General features: G+C 41.0%; 23 protein-coding genes. 13 read left to right on the plus strand and 10 right to left on the minus strand.

Going from position 1 to position 20,030, the window contains the following annotated elements:
• Positions 1 to 615: 615 nt before the first annotated feature.
• Positions 616 to 1,623: a class II fructose-bisphosphatase gene (glpX, locus tag AVFI_RS01055; protein WP_017018392.1), complete on the minus strand. Its 1,008-nt coding sequence runs from the start codon at positions 1,621 to 1,623 to the stop codon at positions 616 to 618.
• A 366-nt stretch (positions 1,624 to 1,989) separates the two neighbouring features.
• Here glpX and zapB point away from each other — a divergent pair, with 366 nt between their 5' ends.
• Positions 1,990 to 2,232: a cell division protein ZapB gene (zapB, locus tag AVFI_RS01060; RefSeq protein WP_005417172.1), complete on the plus strand. Its 243-nt coding sequence runs from the start codon at positions 1,990 to 1,992 to the stop codon at positions 2,230 to 2,232.
• A gap of 294 nt (positions 2,233 to 2,526) precedes the next feature.
• On the opposite strand, the gene rraA is transcribed toward zapB, so the two are convergent.
• The 7 genes from rraA to AVFI_RS01095 form a co-directional block, all read right to left on the minus strand.
• Positions 2,527 to 3,027, minus strand: coding sequence for a ribonuclease E activity regulator RraA (gene rraA, locus AVFI_RS01065; protein WP_012532714.1), 501 nt, complete (start codon positions 3,025 to 3,027; stop codon positions 2,527 to 2,529).
• 124 nt (positions 3,028 to 3,151) lie between these two features.
• Positions 3,152 to 4,060, minus strand: a complete 909-nt coding sequence (locus AVFI_RS01070; RefSeq protein ID WP_188863850.1) for a 1,4-dihydroxy-2-naphthoate polyprenyltransferase — start codon at positions 4,058 to 4,060, stop codon at positions 3,152 to 3,154.
• A gap of 82 nt (positions 4,061 to 4,142) precedes the next feature.
• Positions 4,143 to 5,012 carry a phosphoribulokinase gene (locus tag AVFI_RS01075; protein WP_054776090.1) on the minus strand — a complete coding sequence of 290 codons (870 nt, stop codon included), beginning with the start codon at positions 5,010 to 5,012 and terminating at the stop codon, positions 4,143 to 4,145.
• Between the two features lie 102 nt (positions 5,013 to 5,114).
• The gene (locus AVFI_RS01080) at positions 5,115 to 5,357 is read right to left on the minus strand and encodes a YheU family protein (protein WP_012532745.1); all 243 of its coding nucleotides are present in this window, start codon (positions 5,355 to 5,357) and stop codon (positions 5,115 to 5,117) included.
• Positions 5,358 to 5,402: 45 nt separating this feature from the next.
• A complete protein-coding gene (locus AVFI_RS01085) occupies positions 5,403 to 6,371 on the minus strand; it encodes a hydrolase (RefSeq protein WP_065621704.1) in 969 nt (322 codons plus the stop codon).
• 5 nt (positions 6,372 to 6,376) lie between these two features.
• Positions 6,377 to 6,883, minus strand: coding sequence for a TIGR02444 family protein (locus AVFI_RS01090; RefSeq protein ID WP_054776089.1), 507 nt, complete (start codon positions 6,881 to 6,883; stop codon positions 6,377 to 6,379).
• The gene (locus AVFI_RS01095) at positions 6,867 to 8,798 is read right to left on the minus strand and encodes an ABC transporter ATP-binding protein (protein ID WP_188863849.1); all 1,932 of its coding nucleotides are present in this window, start codon (positions 8,796 to 8,798) and stop codon (positions 6,867 to 6,869) included. Before AVFI_RS01095 ends, AVFI_RS01090 begins: the two co-directional genes overlap by 17 nt.
• A 215-nt stretch (positions 8,799 to 9,013) precedes the next feature.
• Here AVFI_RS01095 and kefG point away from each other — a divergent pair, with 215 nt between their 5' ends.
• Genes kefG through slyD form a run of 4 tightly spaced genes read left to right on the plus strand, consistent with a single transcriptional unit; the run spans position 9,014 to position 12,220 of the window.
• The gene (gene kefG, locus AVFI_RS01100; RefSeq protein ID WP_054776088.1) at positions 9,014 to 9,556 is read left to right on the plus strand and encodes a glutathione-regulated potassium-efflux system ancillary protein KefG; all 543 of its coding nucleotides are present in this window, start codon (positions 9,014 to 9,016) and stop codon (positions 9,554 to 9,556) included.
• Complete coding sequence (gene kefB, locus AVFI_RS01105) at positions 9,556 to 11,346, plus strand: glutathione-regulated potassium-efflux system protein KefB (protein ID WP_065597072.1); 1,791 nt, start codon at positions 9,556 to 9,558, stop codon at positions 11,344 to 11,346. The genes kefG and kefB overlap by 1 nt, the downstream gene beginning before the upstream one ends.
• A 29-nt stretch (positions 11,347 to 11,375) precedes the next feature.
• Positions 11,376 to 11,576 (plus strand): YheV family putative zinc ribbon protein, encoded by a 201-nt coding sequence (locus AVFI_RS01110; RefSeq protein ID WP_170618929.1) that lies wholly within the window; start codon positions 11,376 to 11,378, stop codon positions 11,574 to 11,576.
• Positions 11,577 to 11,632: 56 nt separating this feature from the next.
• Complete coding sequence (gene slyD, locus AVFI_RS01115; protein ID WP_005417194.1) at positions 11,633 to 12,220, plus strand: peptidylprolyl isomerase; 588 nt, start codon at positions 11,633 to 11,635, stop codon at positions 12,218 to 12,220.
• Between the two features lie 183 nt (positions 12,221 to 12,403).
• Here slyD and AVFI_RS01120 read toward each other — a convergent pair whose 3' ends face one another.
• Both AVFI_RS01120 and AVFI_RS01125 read right to left on the minus strand, forming a co-directional pair.
• On the minus strand, positions 12,404 to 12,628 hold the full coding sequence (locus tag AVFI_RS01120) for a SlyX family protein (RefSeq protein ID WP_011261071.1): 225 nt from the start codon (positions 12,626 to 12,628) through the stop codon (positions 12,404 to 12,406).
• Complete coding sequence (locus AVFI_RS01125; RefSeq protein ID WP_012532836.1) at positions 12,628 to 13,641, minus strand: WD40 repeat domain-containing protein; 1,014 nt, start codon at positions 13,639 to 13,641, stop codon at positions 12,628 to 12,630. The genes AVFI_RS01120 and AVFI_RS01125 overlap by 1 nt, the downstream gene beginning before the upstream one ends.
• A 223-nt stretch (positions 13,642 to 13,864) precedes the next feature.
• Here AVFI_RS01125 and fkpA point away from each other — a divergent pair, with 223 nt between their 5' ends.
• The 8 genes from fkpA to fusA all read left to right on the plus strand — a co-directional run bounded on the left by fkpA (position 13,865) and on the right by fusA (position 19,936).
• Positions 13,865 to 14,659, plus strand: a complete 795-nt coding sequence (gene fkpA, locus AVFI_RS01130; protein ID WP_005417197.1) for an FKBP-type peptidyl-prolyl cis-trans isomerase — start codon at positions 13,865 to 13,867, stop codon at positions 14,657 to 14,659.
• Between the two features lie 170 nt (positions 14,660 to 14,829).
• Entirely contained in the window at positions 14,830 to 15,534 is a 705-nt protein-coding gene (locus AVFI_RS01135) for a helix-turn-helix transcriptional regulator (protein WP_005417199.1), read from the plus strand.
• A complete protein-coding gene (gene tusD / locus AVFI_RS01140) occupies positions 15,531 to 15,923 on the plus strand; it encodes a sulfurtransferase complex subunit TusD (protein ID WP_054776087.1) in 393 nt (130 codons plus the stop codon). Before AVFI_RS01135 ends, tusD begins: the two co-directional genes overlap by 4 nt.
• A gap of 34 nt (positions 15,924 to 15,957) precedes the next feature.
• Positions 15,958 to 16,314, plus strand: a complete 357-nt coding sequence (gene tusC, locus AVFI_RS01145; protein ID WP_017018398.1) for a sulfurtransferase complex subunit TusC — start codon at positions 15,958 to 15,960, stop codon at positions 16,312 to 16,314.
• Positions 16,315 to 16,605 (plus strand): sulfurtransferase complex subunit TusB, encoded by a 291-nt coding sequence (gene tusB / locus AVFI_RS01150; RefSeq protein ID WP_054776086.1) that lies wholly within the window; start codon positions 16,315 to 16,317, stop codon positions 16,603 to 16,605.
• A 163-nt stretch (positions 16,606 to 16,768) separates the two neighbouring features.
• The gene (gene rpsL, locus AVFI_RS01155) at positions 16,769 to 17,143 is read left to right on the plus strand and encodes a 30S ribosomal protein S12 (protein WP_005417208.1); all 375 of its coding nucleotides are present in this window, start codon (positions 16,769 to 16,771) and stop codon (positions 17,141 to 17,143) included.
• A 94-nt stretch (positions 17,144 to 17,237) separates the two neighbouring features.
• The gene (gene rpsG / locus AVFI_RS01160) at positions 17,238 to 17,708 is read left to right on the plus strand and encodes a 30S ribosomal protein S7 (RefSeq protein WP_005417210.1); all 471 of its coding nucleotides are present in this window, start codon (positions 17,238 to 17,240) and stop codon (positions 17,706 to 17,708) included.
• A gap of 131 nt (positions 17,709 to 17,839) precedes the next feature.
• Positions 17,840 to 19,936: an elongation factor G gene (gene fusA, locus AVFI_RS01165; protein WP_047863528.1), complete on the plus strand. Its 2,097-nt coding sequence runs from the start codon at positions 17,840 to 17,842 to the stop codon at positions 19,934 to 19,936.
• Positions 19,937 to 20,030 lie beyond the last annotated feature (94 nt).

Consider the following 20,030-nt stretch of genomic DNA (forward strand, 5'->3'; position numbering starts at 1 on the left):
GCGTATTGTCTCTAGCTTTACAGCGATCACCCCTGAACCCTGCAAGGGAGCTTGCGACCGATCTGAAACCTGAACTCTTTAAAATAAAAAACCGCAGATGCTTTCACACCCACGGTTTCAAATTTATCACAGACCTCGGCTCTTCCTCGCTCCTTAAGCGAAGCGTCCTCGCCTCTCGCGCCTGCTCTTCAATAAGCGTTCTAGCTAGCGAAACGTATAGTCTCTAGCCTTACAGCGATCACCTCTGAACCCTGCAAGGGAGCTTGCGACCGATCTGAAACCTGAACTCTCTTAAAACAAAAAACCGCAGATGTTTTCACTCCTACGGTTTCAAAATAATTCACAGAACTTAGCTCTTCCTTATCCCTCGAGCGAAGCGTCCTCGCCTCTCGCGCCTGCTCTTCAATAAGCGTTCTAGCTAGCGAAGCCTATTGTCTTCTAGCCTCATAGCGATCAGCCCTGAATCCTGCAAGGGAGCTTGCGACCGATCTGAAACCTGAACTCTTTAAAACAAAAAACCGCAGATGCTTTCACTCCTACGGTTTCAAAATAATTCACAGAACTTAGCTCTTCCTTATCCCTCGAGCGAAGCGTCCTCGTCTCTAGTCCCTGCTCTTAAAGAATAATATCTCTAATCTCAGCGTCTTTACGCTCTAAGTAGTGAATTGACTTAATACGACGAATCGTACGACAACGACCACGGATAAGTAGCGTTTCAGTTGTCGCAATATTACCTTGGCGAGTAATGCCTTCTAGTAGATCACCTTTTGTGATACCAGTAGCTGCAAAAACAACATCATCACTGCGTGCCATGTCTGTCATTTTTAAGATAACGTTCGCTTTTACGCCCATTTCTTCACAACGTTTAAGCTCGGCTTCACCGTGGATACGGTTTTCTTCTGTATCGCCTTTCACTTCATGACGAGGAAGAAGACGTGCTTGCATGTCGCCATCTAATGCACGAATAACTGCAGCAGAAACAACACCTTCAGGTGCTCCACCGATACAGTACATCACGTCCACTTCGCTATCAGGCATACAGGTTAGAATAGAAGCCGCAACATCACCATCTGGCACAGCAAATACACGAACGCCCATCTTCTGCATGTTTGCAATTACTTCATCATGACGAGGTTTAGCCAGTGTTGTCACAACAAGCGTTTCTAACGGTTTACCTAATGCTTTTGCAATATTTACTAGGTTGTCTTCTAGAGAAAGACTTAAATCAATTGCCCCTTTTGCACCAGGACCAACAACCAATTTTTCCATGTACATATCAGGTGCTTTTAAGAAACTGCCTTTTTCACCAGCAGCCAATACAGCAAGAGCGTTTGATTGACCCATCGCAGTCATGCGAGTACCTTCGATTGGATCAACCGCGATATCAACAGCATCGCCACCTGTACCTACGTTTTCACCGATGTATAGCATAGGTGCATCATCGATCTCACCTTCACCAATAACAATCTCACCACTGATATCAGTTTTGTTCAGAAGAGTACGCATTACTTCAACAGCTGCACCGTCAGCAGCGTTTTTATCGCCACGGCCAAGCCATTTGTAACCAGCCAGTGCGGCACCTTCAGTAACTCGAGAAAAAGCCATTGCTAAATCGCGTTTCATAATTGCTCCGAATAAATCGATGAATAAGTAAAAATCGAGGGGATTTTAGCATAACAAAAAGGGAAACGTTTGCTTTTTCCCGCGAGAATGAAATTTTTTCAGCGAAGAATAAAAATATCAAGGAGCTAAAGGTGTGGTTTAATTCAAATAACGAAGGTAAATACCTAGTTTTGGTATGTAGTTCGTTTTAATCTTAAGAAAGTACGTCAGATGTTGGTAAAAACTGCTGCTTTTTTGTTCATATGATGCAATTTAATGAATAACACTATGGCAGAATTACAATTGCTGAGTAGAATAGAAAACAAGTTTGTAGTGAGTAATAAATTCGCTACATATTCAATGAAGAATATAGTTAAGGTGGCAGGAATGTCTTTAGAAATATTAGAACAACTAGAAGCTAAAGTTCAGATGGCAGTAGATACAATCGCACTGCTACAAATGGAAGTTGAAGAATTAAAAGAAACGAACGCAGCGCTAACTCAAGATCTTGAGCAAGCAAACAACGGTCGTTCAGAAGTAGAACAAGAAGCTCAACGTGCACGTGATGAGCAAGCTCAATTTGAAGCTCGCATCCGTGGCCTACTTGGTAAAATGGACGAAGTAGAGTAATAGAGCAGGGACGAGAGGCGAGGACGCTTCGCTCGAGGAGCGAGGGAGAGCTAAGTTCTGTGAATTATTTTGAAACCGTAGGTGTGGAAGCATCTGCGGTTTTTTTTAACTAGAGACTAGAGCGCTTCGCTTCTATAAGAGCAAAAAGCGAGGGTTCAGGTCTCAGGTTTCAGGAAGAGAAAAAGCGAGTACTCCTGAAACCTGCAAGCGCAGCGCCCTGAAACCTAGATATCACTACACCAACTATACTCGCTCTTATAGTTTCTAGTTAGCGAAGCGTATAGCCTCTAGTTCTTAAATCTCTTCCTCACCCATCTCTTCTAGCGGTTCTTGAGAGATAATCACTCCAGTCGAATCCGCGTAAAGATGATCTTCAGGTAAGAAAGTCACACTACCAAAGTTAACCGCAACATCCACTTCACCAATGTTTTGTCTTGCTGCACCAACAGGAATAGAAGCGAGAGCTTGAATGCCAATCTCAATCTCTTCTAGGTAATCCACTTCACGGACACAACCATAGATAACTAAGCCTTCCCAACCATTGTGGGCTGCTTTTGCTGCTAGGTCTGCATCCACTAAAGCACGACGTAAAGAACCGCCGCCATCAACTAATAAAACACGACCTTCGCCTTTCTCTTCTAATAGTTGATGAATCAGACCATTATCTTCAAAACATTTAATTGTTGTGATTTGGCCTGAAAATGATGTCTTAGCGCCAAAGTGGCTGAACATCGGTTCAACAACATCAACTTGATCTAAATAGATGTCACAAAGTGCTGAAGTATTGTATTCCATAGTGAAACTTACCTTTTATTGGTGTTTGTAACTGTTCAATATACGTGCTTTTTTAGGCAATACTATGACAAACCGCAAATTTATCCTGATTTACTTAGGTCAGTGAGATAAGCCGCTTTCGTTTTTAAACGGATAAGTACAAGCCAACAGCAAATAGTACATTGGTAAATAGTGCGCATTGCACAACGGTGCCCATCATAGGTCTGATTGCTTCACCATTTGGAGATCGCATTACTGACATAACATGATTGAAGACGAAAGGTGCAATTGCTAAAAATAACCAACCAGTTAGTGAATGAATTTGAGTCGCACTAAAAACAGCAAGACAGATAAAACTCGCGGCCATTAATACTGCATGATATTTACGACCCCAGTTTGCGCCCATGCGAACGACCAGTGTCATTTTTCCACATGCTTCGTCATTTTCTATATCACGTAGGTTATTAATATTTAATACTGCGACAGCTAATAAACCGCAGGCAGTCGCTGGTAAAAATAGAGCAGAAGATAAGTGACCTGTATGAAGGTAATACGTACCAGCAACCCCTAATAAACCAAAAAAGATAAAAACAGAGGTATCCCCTAAGCCACGGTAACCATAAGGCTTATCACCCATGGTATAAGCAATAGCAGCGCCAATAGCTAATAACCCAAGAGCGATGAATCCAATAATATCCATGGTTTGGTGTAATGAGCTAAATACTAAAATTAAGCCACTAATGATCGTCAGAACAATATTAATGCCAATGGCTTTTTTCATTGTTTCTTGCGTTACAAGGCCGGTTTGCATTGCTCGTTGTGGACCAAGGCGTTCTTCGTTATCTGTTCCTTTCACTGCATCGCCGTAGTCATTTGCCAGATTCGACAATATTTGCAATAACGTTGCGGTGATAAATGCCATTAACGTAATAGTAAAAGAGGCGTGGTTATTCCAATATGCCAACACAGAGCCTGTCATGATTGAGGCTAGGGCAAGAGGTAGTGTTTTTGGACGAGCGGCGCTGAGCCAAATGGAAAAAGGAGAAGTTTTCATAGCATCGCAAAAATAGTGAATAGAGTCTCTATTATTCACTATTTTTGGAAGAACCCCAAATTTGGCGCAAAAGATAGCGAAATTAATTTATTTTCCCAGTATCAATTAGCTGCTGAAGTAGTGGTCTAATAATTAACTCCATAGCAAAGCTCATTTTGCCTCCGGGAACAACTAGCGTGTTATGACGAGACATAAATGAACCATCAATCATTGCTAATAAGTAAGGAAAGTCAACTTTACTCAACCCCCTAAAACGGATGACAACAAAGCTTTCATCTAAACTCGGAATGCCTTTTGCGTTGAGTGGGTTAGAGGTATCTACGGTTGGTACTCGTTGGAAGTTAATATGAGTTCGAGAAAATTGTGGGGTAATGTAATTTAAATAGTCGTCCATTGAACGAACAATTGAGTCCATTACGGCTTCACGAGAATGCCCACGATCACGGGTATCACGAACAAATTTCTGTATCCATTCTAAGTTTACAATTGGCACCATGCCGATAAGTAAATCCACATGTTGAGATACGTTAATATCACCATCAACAACGTCACCGTGTAGACCTTCATAAAAAAGGACATCGGTATCATCGGGTAGGTCTTGCCATGGCGTGAACGTGCCAGGCATTTGATTAAAAGGAACCGCTTCATCGAACGTATGTAAATAGCGACGATATTGCCCCGTTCCATCTTCTCCGTATTGACGGAAAAACTGTTCTAGTGCCGGAAAGTCATTTGCTTGAGGACCAAAGTAACTGATGTGTTTACCTTGTTCTTTTGCTTTACGGATCTCCACGTCCATTTCAGGACGAGTGAAACGATGGAAACTGTCCCCTTCAAGCCAAGATGCTTTTATGTCCATCATATTGAACATTTTTCGAAATGCTTCAGATGTGGTGGTAGTGCCTGCTCCGGATGACCCCGTTACGGCAATAATTGGATGTTTTGCTGACATGACAAACCCTGTCTAATTTCCTTATTCTCGTCGGATGTTATAACAGGGTTGCTAAAAATGATACTGTTCGGTTTGAAAATTGTGAGTATCTTGGTGGGTCTATTAGTCGTAATTATGGTTGGTTAAATTAGGATTAAAGCGAGCTTTGGTTTGAATATCAACGGTTTCATGAAGCTCGGAAAAGACCACCATTGCTTCACCATTTTTCAATAGAACTTTAATTTGGTCTACTTTTTCTTGATGGCTGATTTCAACTTCACCGTAATCTGTCCCTTCACGTAATACAAATTCAGAAATTAAGTTTTCTAATGTGTCAGGAGCGATGTCTTGCCAAGGAATGATCATACTACTTATCTCATCCATTAAATGAATTGCCAATAGGCGCTAAAGTTAGAGAATTTTTTGGAACCAGTGGTTAACGGTACTTTCTAACCAAAAATTGGGCTTAGTGATAGATCCATTAATAAAACCTACATGGCCACCGTGTTCTGTTAGTTGATAGTGTACACAGTTAGGCAGTGGATGAGTAGGTATCACCGCATTTGTCATAAACGGGTCGTCTTTAGAATGAATAATTCGAGTTGGTATATCGATACGATCTAAAAACTGTAAACCACTGCATTGTTGATAATAATCTTGAGCGTGGGCGTAACCATGCATTGGTGCTGTGATGAGATTATCAAAGGTGATTAAATCAGGTATGGCTTTGATCATCTCTTTATTTAAACCAACAATCTCTTTACGAGAGGCGTTGAGTTTTTTAATGCTGTTGTTTTTTAATGATCCTAATAAATAACCCTGATACAAACGAGAAAAACCTTGTTGAATACGTTCAGAACAGGCGCCTAAATCCAGAGGTGCGGAGATAACCGTTGCGGCGTTCAGTAGGGTATCGTTTTGATATTTGGCGAGGTAGTTTACTAGCATATTACCGCCAAGAGAGATCCCGGTGGCGACCTTTTCTTGATTAGGGAAGCGAGCATCCAACATCTCAATAAAAAAACGTGCGTCTTCGGTTTCACCTGAGTGGTACGCTCTTGCTAAACGGTTAGGCACATCACTGCAACCACGGAAGTGCATCATCACACCAAGCCAACCTTGCTCTTTTGCAGCGGCTAATAATCCATTGGCATAAGGGCTGTCGAAACTGCCTTCTAAACCATGAAAAAGAATAAAAAGCGGTTTTTCTCCTGCTTTATTTGGGTTTTCACTCCAAGCGAGATCAACGAAATCACTGTCTGGTAACTCAAGGCGTTGCCAATACGCATTAAACAATGGACTACGACGCAGAAAGCGAGGAAGCAGTGTCTGAATATGAGCGTTAGATAAACCGGTAGCCGGTGTAAAGTTATCCATCATCTTAGTTACTCTGTGTTGTTATGTTGATTACTTTCTAGAGCTGGAAGTAAGGCGTCTGCCTGCAAAGAGCGGCAATAATGCGTTAATAAACTTATCTGATTATTATCGGTTTTTATTACTAAAGGAATACGTATTAAAGCAGTGATTAGATCGCTTTGTTGTTGCTTTTCTAGCTGTAGCTCAAACTGTAAGGCTTCTTGATAAAGAGCTTTATTTTGTGTCGATTTGATCTGTTTTCTTAACTTGCGATAAGAGTGAAGTAGAGTGTCGCTTTTGTGTAGAGCTGCTTCAAGAAGCGGTAAGTCAGATACCGAGAATGAGAGGTTTAGGCTATTAAGCCAGATAAGTAATAATGCTAAATTCACATTACCAAAGTAGGTGTCTTGTAGTGCCAGTGCTGCTTGTTTTACCCCACCTTTCTTATAATGGGATAATGAGAAACACCAAAAGGCTTCTTGGGTAATAGAAGCCAATTGGTGCTTATTCAAAGGAATGTTACTGCTTGGCAGCATTCTCTTTTTCTTCAATTTGTTCTTGAAGAGCCATCCATTCCATTTCAACTTCTTCGAGTTCAGATTTTGCAGATGCTTGAATGGCAAGAACTTCCGTTAAACGCTTTTTGTTTTCTGTTTCATATAATGAAACGTCACCAAGCTCTTCTTCTGCTTGGCTTAATGCTTCATTAAGCTTATCCATTCGAGTTTCAAGTTTAGTTACTTCTTTTCGTAATGGGGCAATTAGCTTTCTGAATTCGGCTTCTTTGCGTTTTTGTTCTTTTTTCTCAGCTGCACTTAAGCTGGTTGATGTGCTTGGATTATCTTGTTTTTCTTGTTGCTGTTGTTCTTTACGCTCGCTCTTATTCTGCTCGGTTAGCCATTTGTAGTAATCCGTTAAATCACCATCAAAAGGAACCACTTGGCGATCATGCACTAAGTACAAGTCATCGGTTGTCGCGCGAAGTAAGTATCTGTCGTGGCTGACAATAACCATTGCACCTTCAAAGGTTTGTAGTGCCATCGTTAGGGCTTGACGCATATCTAAATCAAGGTGGTTGGTCGGTTCATCAAGCAATAGCATGTTTGGTTTTTGCCATACCACAAGTGCCAGTACTAAACGGGCTTTTTCACCACCAGAGAAAGGACCAATTTTTTCTAACGCTTTATCACCTTGGAAACCAAAACTGCCTAAATAATCACGTAGTTGTTGTTCTGTATGATTAGGGGCAATTTGCATTAGGTGCTGAAGAGGAGTTTCTTCTACGTGTAAGGTTTCCAGTTGGTGCTGTGCGAAGTAACCAATTTTAACCCCTTGAGAGTAAGTAAATACGCCACTCTGCGGAGCTAACTCACCTGAAAGTAATTTGATAAGCGTTGATTTACCTGCGCCGTTTCGGCCTAACAGGCCAATACGACTTCCCGGAACTAGGTTTAAGCGAATTTGCTCTAAAATCGTATTGTTTTCATAACCTGCGCTGACTTCATCCATCATTAAGATTGGGTTTGGCAGTGCATCTGGCTCTCTAAAATTAAAGCTGAATGGGTTATCTAATTGTGCCGGTAGCACTTTTTCCATCTTTTCTAATGCTTTAATTCGGCTTTGTGCTTGGCGTGCTTTTGATGCTTTATAACGAAAGCGGTCAATGTATGACTGCATGTGCGCCATGTTTTTCTGTTGTTTCTGGAACTGAGCTTGTTGCAGGATCAGTTTTTCAGAGCGTTGAACTTCAAACGATGAATAGTTACCTGTGTATTCATTCAATTTTTGGTTTTCAACGTGAATAATACGGTTTACTACTGGGTCTAAGAAATCACGGTCGTGCGAAATGAGTAATAGAGTACCTGGGTAGTTTTGTAACCAACGCTCAAGCCACATTACGGCATCTAAGTCTAAGTGGTTGGTCGGTTCATCAAGTAGTAATAAATCAGAGCGACATATTAATGCTTGTGCTAAGTTTAAACGCATACGCCAACCACCAGAGAATTGGGTTAAATTCCATTCCATCTGTTGTTGTGAGAAGCCTAAACCATTAAGTAATTCTGCAGCACGAGAATTGATGGTGTAACCACCTACGGTTTCCAGTTTACCGTGTAATTCAGCAACAAGAGTTCCGTTATCGGCTTCTTCTGCTTTTGCTAGTTGTTCTTCTAAACCACGAAATTCACGGTCGCCATCAATAACATAGTCAATGGCTTTGCGCTCTAATGCTGGAGTTTCTTGAGCAACCCAAGCCATTTCCCAGTTATGTGGGACACGGTTTGAACCAGCATCAACACTCAATTCACCTTTGATTAAGGCAAAAAGTGTGGATTTACCACAGCCATTTTTTCCGACTAAGCCGACTTTGTCACCAGGGTGAATAGTGGCAGAGGCTTGCTCTAGTAATGGCTTTCCGCCACGAAGTAATTGAATGTCTGAAAAGGTAATCATGCTGTGGTTTGCTTCTCTTAATCTGACTGAATCTTGAAGTTATTTGAATACGATGAGCATAGTAGGCGTAAGAGGGATGATTGTCGACATTGAAATTGTCTGTATGATAGATAATACCAACCGCAGTAACCTTTTTCTTTTGCTATCTCTGAGCACTTAGTTACAGTGATTGGTATAAGATAAAAATAAAACAATAAAGTCAGAAAAGGGAATACATGACTCAGTTGCCTAAAATATTAGTTATTCTTGCTCATCCAGATCCTGAGCATTCTATCGCCAATAAAGCCATTTTATCGGCTTATTCTCATTTAGAACATGTGACTGTGCATGATCTTTATGCTCATTATCCTGATTTCTTTATTGACGTTGTGTTTGAGCATGAACTGCTAGCACAACACGATATTATTATTTTTCAACATCCACTTTATCTTTATTCTTGTCCAGCACTATTAAAAGAGTGGATGGATTGCGTTTTAGGTAAAGGGTTTGCTTATGGTAATGGTGATGCTTTAAAAGGTAAGCAGTGGCGAAGCGTGATCACTGCTGGTGGTATTGAAGAGGCCTTTTCAAAAACAGGATACAACCAACATTCAATGGATGACATTTTGGTTCCATTTAAAATTACCGCTGCATTGTGTCAGATGGAATGGTTACCGCCCTCTATCCAATACTGGGCACGTAAAATTACGATAGAAAAACGACAGCAATATATTGATGAATATAAAGCTTGGTTGCTAAACCCGAAAGGAGGCATCTAATGGCTGGTGATTGGTTACATACAAGTTCAATATTTTTAGCCGCAGCAGTGGTAACCGTACCTTTAGCACAGCGTTTTGGTCTTGGTGCGGTACTAGGCTATTTATTAGCAGGAATCGCAATTGGTCCATGGGGGCTAAAATTAATTTCAGATGTGGATGCGATTCTTCATTTCTCCGAATTTGGCGTGGTATTGCTGCTCTTTTTGATCGGTTTAGAGTTGAATCCCAGTAAATTATGGAAAATGCGAAAACCAATAATCGGATTGGGAGGCAGCCAGGTTGTGGTGTCATCTGTGGTGATTACTGCTGCGATGATGTTTTTTGGTTTAGCATGGCAAGTCAGTTTGGTTATCGGTATGGGATTGGCCTTGTCATCGACCGCGATTGCCTTAAGAGTGATAGAAGAACGTAAACTGTCTGATTCTGAAAGTGGGCAATCTGGTTTCGCGGTTTTGCTGTTTCAGGATATTGCGGTTATTCCTATGTTAGCGATATTGCCTGTTTTAGCCGGTGGTGCGAGTGGTAATTGGCTCGACGGACTATGGGTTCTTGCTGGTGTTATTTCTATTTTTACTCTTGCCCATTTTCTATTGCGTCCACTTTTTAGTTATGTAGTGAAAAGTGGAGCGAGAGAATTATTTACTGTTGCCGCATTATTACTGGTGATTGGCGTATCTGCTGCGATGAAACAGTTAGGACTATCAATGGCTCTTGGAGCTTTTCTAGCAGGGGTATTGCTAGCTGAAAGTGAGTTTCGTCATGAGTTAGAAGTGGCTATTGAACCTTTTAAAGGGTTATTGCTTGGTTTGTTTTTTATTGCAGTAGGAATGTCAGTTAATTTAGGACTATTACTACAGTATCCATTTGAGATCTTAGCTGCTGTATTGTCACTTGTAGTGGTGAAAGGGTTGCTGATTTATGGATTAGCAAGAGCGTTTGGTACTCGAGCGAAAGCACGTAGTCAAATGGCGATGATATTAAGTCAAGGTGGCGAGTTTGCTTTTGTTTTGTTTACGGCCGCTCAAATGGAAGGTTTATTAAGTCGAGAATTAATGGCGTTTTTATTGGTGGTTGTCAGTATCTCTATGATGACAACACCGCTGTTTTTAATTGCTCAAGATAAATGGTTTGCGAGAACGTTAAACAGCGAAGAAGAGATGCCTTTATCGGACTTTACACACGCAACTCAACCAGAAGTTATTATTGCTGGCTTTGGACGATTTGGTCAGATTGTTGGACGATTACTTTTCGCTAATAAGATAAAACTGACTATTTTAGAGGCTGACCCAAGTCAAATTCGTCTACTGCGTAAATTCGATTATAAAGTGTATTACGGCGATGCTACGCAAGTCGAACTCTTACGAGCGGCGGGAGCCGAAAAAGCCAAAGCCATTGTAGTGTGTAAAAAAGATCCACAAAAAGTAATGGAAGTCGTGGCGTTATGCCAAAGACATTTTCCTCATTTAAAAATATTAGCCCGTGCACGCAGTCGAGTAGAGGCTTATGAGTTATTGAGTGAAGGCGTTGATAACTTTTCACGAGAAACTTTCTATGGTGCCCTTGATTTAGGGCGACAAACCCTCACATCTTTAGGTATGCATCCTTATCAAGCTAAGCGAGCAGAATCTCATTTTAAAAAGTTAGATGTTGCTATGCTAAAAGAATTGTTACCATTACATTCAGATGATAAATCTCTGGCTTCAAAAGCGAAGGCTGCTCGAATCGAGTTAGAAGAGATTTTTAGCTTAGAAATGGAAAACGAACGCTCAAGCCAGAACCATTGGGACTGATGTTATAAAGAGTTAATAGCACAAGGATAATAACCGTGAAAAAACGATTTATTGCAGGTGCAGTTTGTCCATCATGTAGCAAAGAAGATACGCTACGCTGGTGGCAAGAAAGTAATATCGAGTATGTTGAGTGTGTTGATTGTGGTCATACAGACCGCCGAACGCCTAAATCACTCGAAAAAACCAAACATGCGCAAGATGATGTTATTGGTGTTTTTAAGCCTGAATAGTATTATGTTGCCATACTGAATACCATCCACTAATGCTAAGTGCATCCGGAGTTAAAATGAAAATTGAAAAGAACGTTGTTGTAAGTCTAGCTTACCAAGTGAAAACAGAAGAAGGCGTAGTTGTAGACCAATCAACAGTTGACGCTCCTCTTGATTACCTACACGGTCACAACAACCTAATCGTTGGTCTTGAAAAAGCACTTGAAGGTAAAGTTGAAGGCGACAAATTCAGCATCACTGTAACTCCTGAAGAAGCGTACGGCGAGCACATGGATGAGATGGTTCAACGTGTTCCTGCAAACGTATTCCAGGGCGTTGACCAAATTGAAGTTGGCATGCGTTTCCTTGCTGATACAGACCAAGGTCCAATCCCTGTAGAAGTAACAGAAGTTGATGGCGACGAAGTTGTTGTTGATGGTAACCACATGCTTGCTGGTCAAACTCTAGATTTTGATGTTGAAGTAGTAGCACTACGTGCAGCAACAGAAGAAGAAGCAGCTCACGGTCACATTCACCAAGAAGGTGGCTGTGGTGGTCACGGTCACGACCATGATCACGAAGGCGGTTGTTGTGGTGGCGAAGGCCATTCTCACGATCACGAAGAAGAGCATGTATGTTGTGGTAACGGCAACTGTTCTAAGTAATTTTAAGAGCAGGGACGAGGACGCTTCGCTCAAGAGTTTAGGGGCGAGAAAGATCTTCGTACTGTAGAAATTAAAAACCGCAGGTGTGTAAGCATCTGCGGTTTTTTGTTTTTAGGCTTCTGAGAGCTCGATTTGCTCTTCCTCGTTCCTAGAGCGTAGTGTTCTCGATTCTCGCCCCTGCTCTTAGTAATGCGGTGGTGGTGTTTCTTCCGATGCATCCGCCATATTCGACGAATCCATGGTTTTCATCTTACCTACCATAAACTTCATCTGAACTTGCATATTAGTGATTAATAGCTGTTGCTGAGATAGGGCGTCGTTTAGTTCATCAATGGTTTGCTCTTGAAACGCCATTTGACACTCTAAATCACTGATCTTTTGTTCTAATTGTTCAATTGTTGTTGTCATTATTCTATTAACCACGCTTGGGCGATTCCTGCTGATGTTGCTGAAACCACTCGTTGTTGTTTATCAATGGCGACATCATACACTACTGCTGTTGGTGGACGTGCATCTTTTAATGGTTCTGAACGCCATTGTTCGAGCTTTTTACCTGATGTGGTATTCCATACATTTACGGTTCCAGAGGGAGAACCTGTAACCAGAAGTTGGCCATCATCGCTAAAGCGAGCGGTAGAATATACCTGTTGGCGAGCTAACGTACTAAGTTCCGTTATTTTTTCACCGGTTTTTAAATCCCAAATAAACCCTTCATTACCACCATCGGCAGTAAAAGCATATTTACCGTCGCGCTGAAGTGCAGTTCGACTTACTCGTTTTTCATGTTCAAAGGTACGGAGTATTTGTCCAGTTTCGGTATCCCATAAATAAGCAAAGTAATCATTACCTCCAGATAGGGCAAACTTACCATTTGCAGAAAGGGCGACAGAATTAACTTTTTCTCTGTGAGCAAGAAATTCTAAGCGACGGCCGGTAGCCAGATTGATATAAATGGCTTTACCATTTGAAAGCCCAAGTAGAACTTGTTGTCCATTACTTGCAATGGCTACATCTCGAATAATACCGTCAGAGATAGACCATAACCCTTCCGATATTCCCATCCCCAAATCCCAAACCGCAAAGTTAGTTTGAGTGGCGGTTATTGCAAATCGCGAGTTATCAGAGATTCTGATATAGGAAACTGTTGATTTATTTTGGTCTTGGTCACCAAAGAAAGTCAGTTCTTTATTTTCTACAAGATCCCAAAAATGAAGACCAGATTTTACTTGTGGTTCATTTTTTTCAGGAATAGAGTCATTCTTAACAAAGAAAAGAGCAAAGCGAGCATCACGACTTAACGCAAAACTTGTTGTTCCTTGGGGAGCTAATTCCCAGCGTTGGTCGTCTGCATTTTGGAAAAAACAGCCCGATAATGTCAGCGTAATGACAAAAATAGCGATGTATTGAGATATAGCGCGCATCAAATTGAACTACTCGTTTGTAATGTGTCTATAAGTACTAGTATATTGTGATGAACAGTATTTCGCATCTATATACCAATCTAAATAAGTATTCGATCACTATTGCTGGTGAAAATCGATGATAACTAGCAATAATCTTATCAACTACTTATCCAGATTGGTATGATCTAAAAAATTGAATAAGAAAATTGAGGCAGGACCTCAAATAATCTGGAGTTTTGAAATGAAATCTATCTTTAAAGTGTCGTTACTTGCTGCAACTGTTGCATTCGTTGTTGGTTGTCAAAAAGAAGAAGCACCAAAAACTGAAGCAACAACATTACCTGCAAAAATCGAAGCATCTACTGAATCTGCTACAGCAGCAACATTTGCATCAGAAGATGAAAAAGCAGGTTACGCAATCGGTGCATCTTTAGCTAAATACCTAAACTCAAACTTAGAGAAGCAAACAGAGCTAGGCCTTGACCTGAAGAAAGCGGATGTACTTGCTGGTGTAACAGATGTATTTAATGGTAAAGAGCGTCTAACTGATGAAGAGATCCAAGTTGCTCTTCAAAACCTAGATCAACGTGTTGCTGAAATTGCACAAAAGAAAATGGCAGCAGAATCTGAAGCTAACGCAAAAGCGGGTGCTGACTTCCGTGCTAAATTTGAAAAAGAAGATGGCGTGAAGAAAACAGAATCAGGCCTTCTATACAAAGTAATCACACCTGCTGACGGTCCTAAGCCAAAAGACACTGATACAGTAGTGGTTCATTACTCTGGTACATTAATTGATGGTACTAAGTTTGATAGCTCTTACGATCGTAACCAACCTGCGACGTTCCCACTAAACGCAGTAATTCCTGGCTGGACTGAAGGTGTTCAATTAATGAATGTTGGTTCTAAGTACAAGTTCGTTATTCCTGCAGAGTTAGGTTACGGTGCACAAGGTAACCAAGCAATTCCTGCAAATTCAACTCTAGTATTTGATGTTGAGTTGTTAGAAATCAAAGATGCAGCAAAACCTGCAAAATAATCTGATTGAAGATTAAATAATCTAAACTTTGTTTTAGATCACTGAATTAGCCCCGGCACTTGCTGGGGTTTTTTATTTTCATGCAAATATTCTGATAAACTTGATGTAATTATTTTAAGCCGTAAGTCTTAGCATGAGTGTTAAGCAAGCAAATATTAAGTTGGTAGATTATGAATATTGAGAATACTGCGGAAGAAAGTTTTTCTGAAGTGGTGCCATTTACAGAGTTTGACCATCACATTTTGCGCTCTTATGAAGCAGTGGTGGATGGAATTGCCAGTTTAATCGGTAACTATTGTGAAATCGTTTTACACTCATTAGAAGATATCAATAAATCAGCAATTCGAATTGCTAATGGCGAGAATACAGGACGTAAAGTTGGCTCTCCAATCACCGATTTAGCGTTACAAATGTTGAAAGATATTGAACGTTCTAAACGTAATTTTTCTCGCTCTTATTTCACCCGAGCAAAGGGTGGAGTGCTAATGAAGTCAATCACTGTTGCAATTCGTAACGGGGATGAAAGAATCATTGGTTTACTGTGTATTAATATCAATTTGGATGCACCTTTTTCACAAGTATTGCAATCATTTATGCCAAGTGAAGAAGCCAATGAAGCAGCATCAAGTGTTAACTTTGCAAGTGATGTAGATGAGCTTGTTGATCAAACAGTAAAACGCACGATTGATGAGATTAATGCAGATAAAGAAGTCGGCAACAATGCTAAGAATAAACAAATCGTAATGGATTTATACGATAAAGGCATTTTTGATATTAAAGACGCGATTAACCGTGTTGCTGACCAATTGAATATTTCTAAACACACCGTGTATCTTTATATTCGTCAAAGAAAAACAGAGGACGGTGAAAAGTGAGTTTGGTGTATGGACTTGTTGTAAATGGGCCTGCCTATGGTTCACAGGCATCAAGAAAAGCCTTTCAATTTGCAGAAGCAGTATTAGCTCAAGGACACAGCATCAAAAAGGTGTTCTTTTATCAGGAAGGGGTGTTAAATGCGTCTTCTCTGATTTTACCTGCTAATGATGAAGTTGATATCACTAAGCAGTGGCAGGATCTAGCACAACGTCATGATATTGAATTAGAAACGTGTGTCGCTGCAGCATTACGACGTGGTGTTATTGGTGAAGACGAAGCAAGTCAGCATCAATTAAAGCAACATAATTTAGCTGTTGGGTTCCAGCAAGCAGGGTTAGGTGGTTTAGCTACGGCGCTATTGAAGTTTGACCGTGTTGTTCAGTTTTGACCGTGTTGTTCAGTTTAAATAAAACGGAAATATTATGAATCGACTTGGATTTGTATTTCAATCGGCACCACACTCAACATCAAAGGGTAGAGAAGGGCTAGATGCAATATTAGCAGCCTCTGCTTACAGTGAAGATATTCAAATCTTCTTTATTGGAGATGGTGTGTTACAGCTACTTAAGAATCAAGAACCCGAAAAGATTTTATCTAGGGATTATATTTCAGGATTTAAAATGCTTGAACTTTATGATCTTGAAGAGATATTTGTTTGTCAGAATGCAATGAGTAACCGCGGCATAAAAGAAGAATACCTTTTGATTGATGTTGATAGCATTTCAAATAAAGACATAAATGAAAAGCTGTCTCAATGTGATCAAGTTATGGTGTTTTAAATGATGCTACATATACTAACAAGTACCGATAATCTCCAATCACTTCATAATAAAGAATTACCTGTCAATAATGAGAATGACGTCATCATTTTTACGCAAGACAGTGTATACGCAGCAATTAAAGATCATAAAGATCATTCATTGATCTTATCATTTAAACACTGCTATTTTTTACAAGAAGACATCGAAGCAAGAGGCGTAACTAAACTTATTGATGATAAAATTCAACGAGTTAATTACAGCGCTTTTGTTTCTTTAACCCAAGATCATTTTCCTATAGTGACTTGGTAAGCGTGATCTATGGTTAAGAAAGGCAAATTATTTTTAAATTGTTTATTAATAGTGCTGTATATTTCTTGACACATATCACGTTCAGCCTTAGAATTTCGCGTCCCTATTTCTGTAGGGCTAGATTTTTCAAAAGTTTTCGAACCTCTAATCAGGAGCTATTTTAATGGCAACTATTAACCAGTTGGTACGTAAGCCTCGTGCAAAGCAAGTTGTTAAAAGCAACGTGCCTGCGCTAGAAGCGTGTCCACAAAAACGTGGTGTATGTACTCGTGTTTACACTACTACACCAAAAAAACCGAACTCAGCTTTACGTAAAGTATGTCGTGTTCGTCTAACTAACGGCTTTGAAGTTACTTCATACATCGGCGGTGAAGGTCACAACCTTCAAGAGCACTCAGTTGTTCTTATCCGTGGTGGTCGTGTTAAAGATTTACCAGGTGTGCGTTACCACACTGTTCGCGGTGCACTTGACTGTGCAGGCGTAAATGACCGTAAGAAAGGTCGTTCTAAGTACGGTGTGAAACGTCCTAAGTCTTAATGGATTCCGTTAAGTAAGGCCAAACACTAAATATTTGTAATTTGAAGAAACTGAAAAGTTTTGGATAACCTGAAGACAACAACGGAGATATTCCATGCCACGTCGTCGCGTAATTGGTCAGCGTAAGATCCTTCCAGATCCTAAGTTCAAATCTGAGCTGCTGGCAAAATTTGTAAACATCGTAATGGTTGACGGTAAGAAATCAACTGCTGAAAAAATCGTTTACGGTGCACTAGATCTTATGGCTGAGAAGTCTGGTAAAGACCACTTAGCTGTATTTGAAGAAGCTCTTGAAAATGTTCGTCCTGCGGTAGAAGTTAAATCTCGCCGTGTGGGTGGTTCAACTTACCAAGTGCCTGTAGAAGTACGTCCGGTTCGCCGTAACGCACTTGCTATGCGTTGGATGGTTGAAGCTGCGCGTAAGCGTGGTGAAAAATCTATGGCTCAACGTCTTGCTAACGAAATGTTAGACGCGTCTGAGAACAAAGGTACTGCGGTTAAGAAACGTGAAGACGTTCACCGTATGGCTGATGCTAACAAAGCATTCGCTCATTACCGCTGGTAATACCGAAGGTGCAGCAGTCCTTGCTGCACCTTACTTTTTCCCCTATTTAGTAAAACACTTAGCCATTATCGCTATTTCAATGCATAAGCGTTGGGTAATAGCAATAATCCCTAAGATAAGAGGATACAACCGTGGCTCGAAATACACCTATTGAGCGCTACCGTAATATCGGTATCTGTGCTCACGTAGATGCAGGTAAAACTACTACTACTGAGCGTATTCTGTTCTATACTGGCCTTTCTCACAAAATCGGCGAAGTTCACGATGGTGCAGCAACCATGGACTGGATGGAGCAAGAGCAAGAGCGTGGTATCACAATTACCTCAGCGGCAACTACCACATTCTGGCGTGGTATGGATGCGCAATTCCAAGATCACCGTATTAATATCATCGATACTCCTGGACACGTTGACTTCACAATCGAAGTGGAACGTTCTTTGCGTGTACTTGATGGTGCAGTTGTTGTGTTCTGTGGCTCGTCTGGTGTTGAACCTCAATCTGAAACTGTATGGCGTCAAGCTGATAAATACGGTGTTCCACGTATCGTGTTCGTTAATAAAATGGACCGTGCTGGTGCAGATTTCTTACGTGTTGTAGATCAAATTAAAAATCGTCTTGGTGCTACTCCTGTTCCAATCCAATTAAACATTGGTGCTGAAGAGGACTTTAGTGGTGTTGTTGACCTTATCAAGATGAAACGAATCAACTGGAATGAAGCCGACCAAGGCATGACCTTCACATACGAAGAAATTCCAGCTGATATGCAAGAGCTTGCTGAAGAATGGCGTCAAAACCTAGTTGAAGCAGCAGCAGAAGCGTCTGAAGAGCTGATGGACAAATACCTTGAAGGTGAAGAACTGTCTGAAGCAGAAATCAAAGAAGCACTACGTACTCGTACATTAAATAACGAAATCGTACTGGCTACTTGTGGTTCAGCGTTTAAAAACAAAGGTGTTCAAGCTGTACTTGATGCTGTTATCGAATTCTTACCTGCACCAGTTGACGTTCCTGCGATCAAAGGTGTGGATGAAAATGATAACGAAGTTGAGCGTCATGCAGACGACAACGAACCGTTTGCTGCACTTGCATTTAAAATTGCAACAGACCCATTTGTTGGTTCATTGACCTTTATGCGTGTTTACTCTGGTGTGGTTAACACAGGTGACGCAGTATATAACTCAGTGAAACAAAAGCGTGAACGTTTTGGACGTATCGTTCAACTTCATGCTAACAAGCGTGAAGAAGTGAAAGAAGTACGTGCTGGTGATATTGCTGCTGCAATCGGCCTTAAAGACGTAACAACAGGTGATACTCTGTGTGACCAAAACGCAAAAGTAATTCTTGAGCGTATGGAATTCCCAGAACCTGTTATTCAGATCGCTGTAGAACCAAGAACACAAGCTGACCAAGAGAAAATGGGTATCGCACTAGGTAAACTAGCGGCAGAAGATCCATCTTTCCGTGTAGAAACTGATGAAGAATCAGGTCAAACACTGATTTCTGGCATGGGTGAGCTACACTTAGATATTATCGTTGATCGTATGAAGCGTGAGTTCAGTGTTGAATGTAACGTAGGTAAGCCTCAAGTGGCATACCGTGAAACTATCCGTGGTACTACGGAAGTTGAAGGCAAATTCGTACGTCAATCTGGTGGTCGCGGTCAATACGGTCACGTATGGCTAAAAATCGAACCATCAGAACCAGATGCTGGTTTCGTTTTTGTTGACGAAATTGTAGGTGGTGCTGTTCCTCGTGAATACATCAGCTCAGTAGCTAAAGGTATCGAAGAGCAAATGCATAACGGCGTGTTGGCAGGTTATCCTGTACTTGACGTTAAAGCTACGCTATTTGATGGCTCATACCACGATGTTGACTCCAGTGAAATGGCGTTCAAGATCGCGGGTTCAATGGCATTCAAGAAAGGTGCACTAGAAGCGCAACCTGTTATTCTTGAGCCAATGATGAAAGTTGAAGTAACCACTCCAGAAGACTGGATGGGTGATGTTGTTGGTGACTTAAACCGTCGCCGCGGCATGATTGAAGGTATGGACGATGGTGTTGCTGGATTGAAAATTATCCGTGCACAAGTTCCGCTTTCAGAAATGTTTGGTTATGCAACATCTCTACGTTCTGCGACTCAAGGTCGTGCGTCTTATTCTATGGAATTCGCCGAATATGGTGAAGTTTCTAAGAATATTGCCGACAGAATCATCGCTGAGCGTGGATAATATACTCAATACCCTTGCGTCAAGAGCAATTGACGCATAAAATAGCAAATTCTGGCGCGCCTTATCACTGTTCGATAAGGCGAATCATAACTAG

The organism is Aliivibrio fischeri ATCC 7744 = JCM 18803 = DSM 507 (assembly GCF_023983475.1).
GTDB lineage: Bacteria > Pseudomonadota > Gammaproteobacteria > Enterobacterales > Vibrionaceae > Aliivibrio > Aliivibrio fischeri.

Coding starts and splice junctions, on each gene's coding strand:
- kefB (WP_065597072.1), top strand. CDS start 9,556: ATGGCTGGTGATTGGTTACATACAAGTTCAATATTTTTAGCCGCAGCA.
- AVFI_RS01120 (WP_011261071.1), bottom strand. CDS start 12,628: ATGACAACAACAATTGAACAATTAGAACAAAAGATCAGTGATTTAGAG.
- rpsG (WP_005417210.1), top strand. CDS start 17,238: ATGCCACGTCGTCGCGTAATTGGTCAGCGTAAGATCCTTCCAGATCCT.
- tusB (WP_054776086.1), top strand. CDS start 16,315: ATGATGCTACATATACTAACAAGTACCGATAATCTCCAATCACTTCAT.
- AVFI_RS01095 (WP_188863849.1), bottom strand. CDS start 8,798: ATGATTACCTTTTCAGACATTCAATTACTTCGTGGCGGAAAGCCATTA.
- fkpA (WP_005417197.1), top strand. CDS start 13,865: ATGAAATCTATCTTTAAAGTGTCGTTACTTGCTGCAACTGTTGCATTC.
- AVFI_RS01125 (WP_012532836.1), bottom strand. CDS start 13,641: ATGCGCGCTATATCTCAATACATCGCTATTTTTGTCATTACGCTGACA.
- AVFI_RS01075 (WP_054776090.1), bottom strand. CDS start 5,012: ATGTCAGCAAAACATCCAATTATTGCCGTAACGGGGTCATCCGGAGCA.
- tusC (WP_017018398.1), top strand. CDS start 15,958: ATGAATCGACTTGGATTTGTATTTCAATCGGCACCACACTCAACATCA.
- kefG (WP_054776088.1), top strand. CDS start 9,014: ATGACTCAGTTGCCTAAAATATTAGTTATTCTTGCTCATCCAGATCCT.
- AVFI_RS01135 (WP_005417199.1), top strand. CDS start 14,830: ATGAATATTGAGAATACTGCGGAAGAAAGTTTTTCTGAAGTGGTGCCA.
- AVFI_RS01080 (WP_012532745.1), bottom strand. CDS start 5,357: ATGATCATTCCTTGGCAAGACATCGCTCCTGACACATTAGAAAACTTA.
- rpsL (WP_005417208.1), top strand. CDS start 16,769: ATGGCAACTATTAACCAGTTGGTACGTAAGCCTCGTGCAAAGCAAGTT.
- zapB (WP_005417172.1), top strand. CDS start 1,990: ATGTCTTTAGAAATATTAGAACAACTAGAAGCTAAAGTTCAGATGGCA.
- AVFI_RS01090 (WP_054776089.1), bottom strand. CDS start 6,883: ATGCTGCCAAGCAGTAACATTCCTTTGAATAAGCACCAATTGGCTTCT.
- glpX (WP_017018392.1), bottom strand. CDS start 1,623: ATGAAACGCGATTTAGCAATGGCTTTTTCTCGAGTTACTGAAGGTGCC.
- AVFI_RS01085 (WP_065621704.1), bottom strand. CDS start 6,371: ATGATGGATAACTTTACACCGGCTACCGGTTTATCTAACGCTCATATT.
- AVFI_RS01070 (WP_188863850.1), bottom strand. CDS start 4,060: ATGAAAACTTCTCCTTTTTCCATTTGGCTCAGCGCCGCTCGTCCAAAA.
- rraA (WP_012532714.1), bottom strand. CDS start 3,027: ATGGAATACAATACTTCAGCACTTTGTGACATCTATTTAGATCAAGTT.
- slyD (WP_005417194.1), top strand. CDS start 11,633: ATGAAAATTGAAAAGAACGTTGTTGTAAGTCTAGCTTACCAAGTGAAA.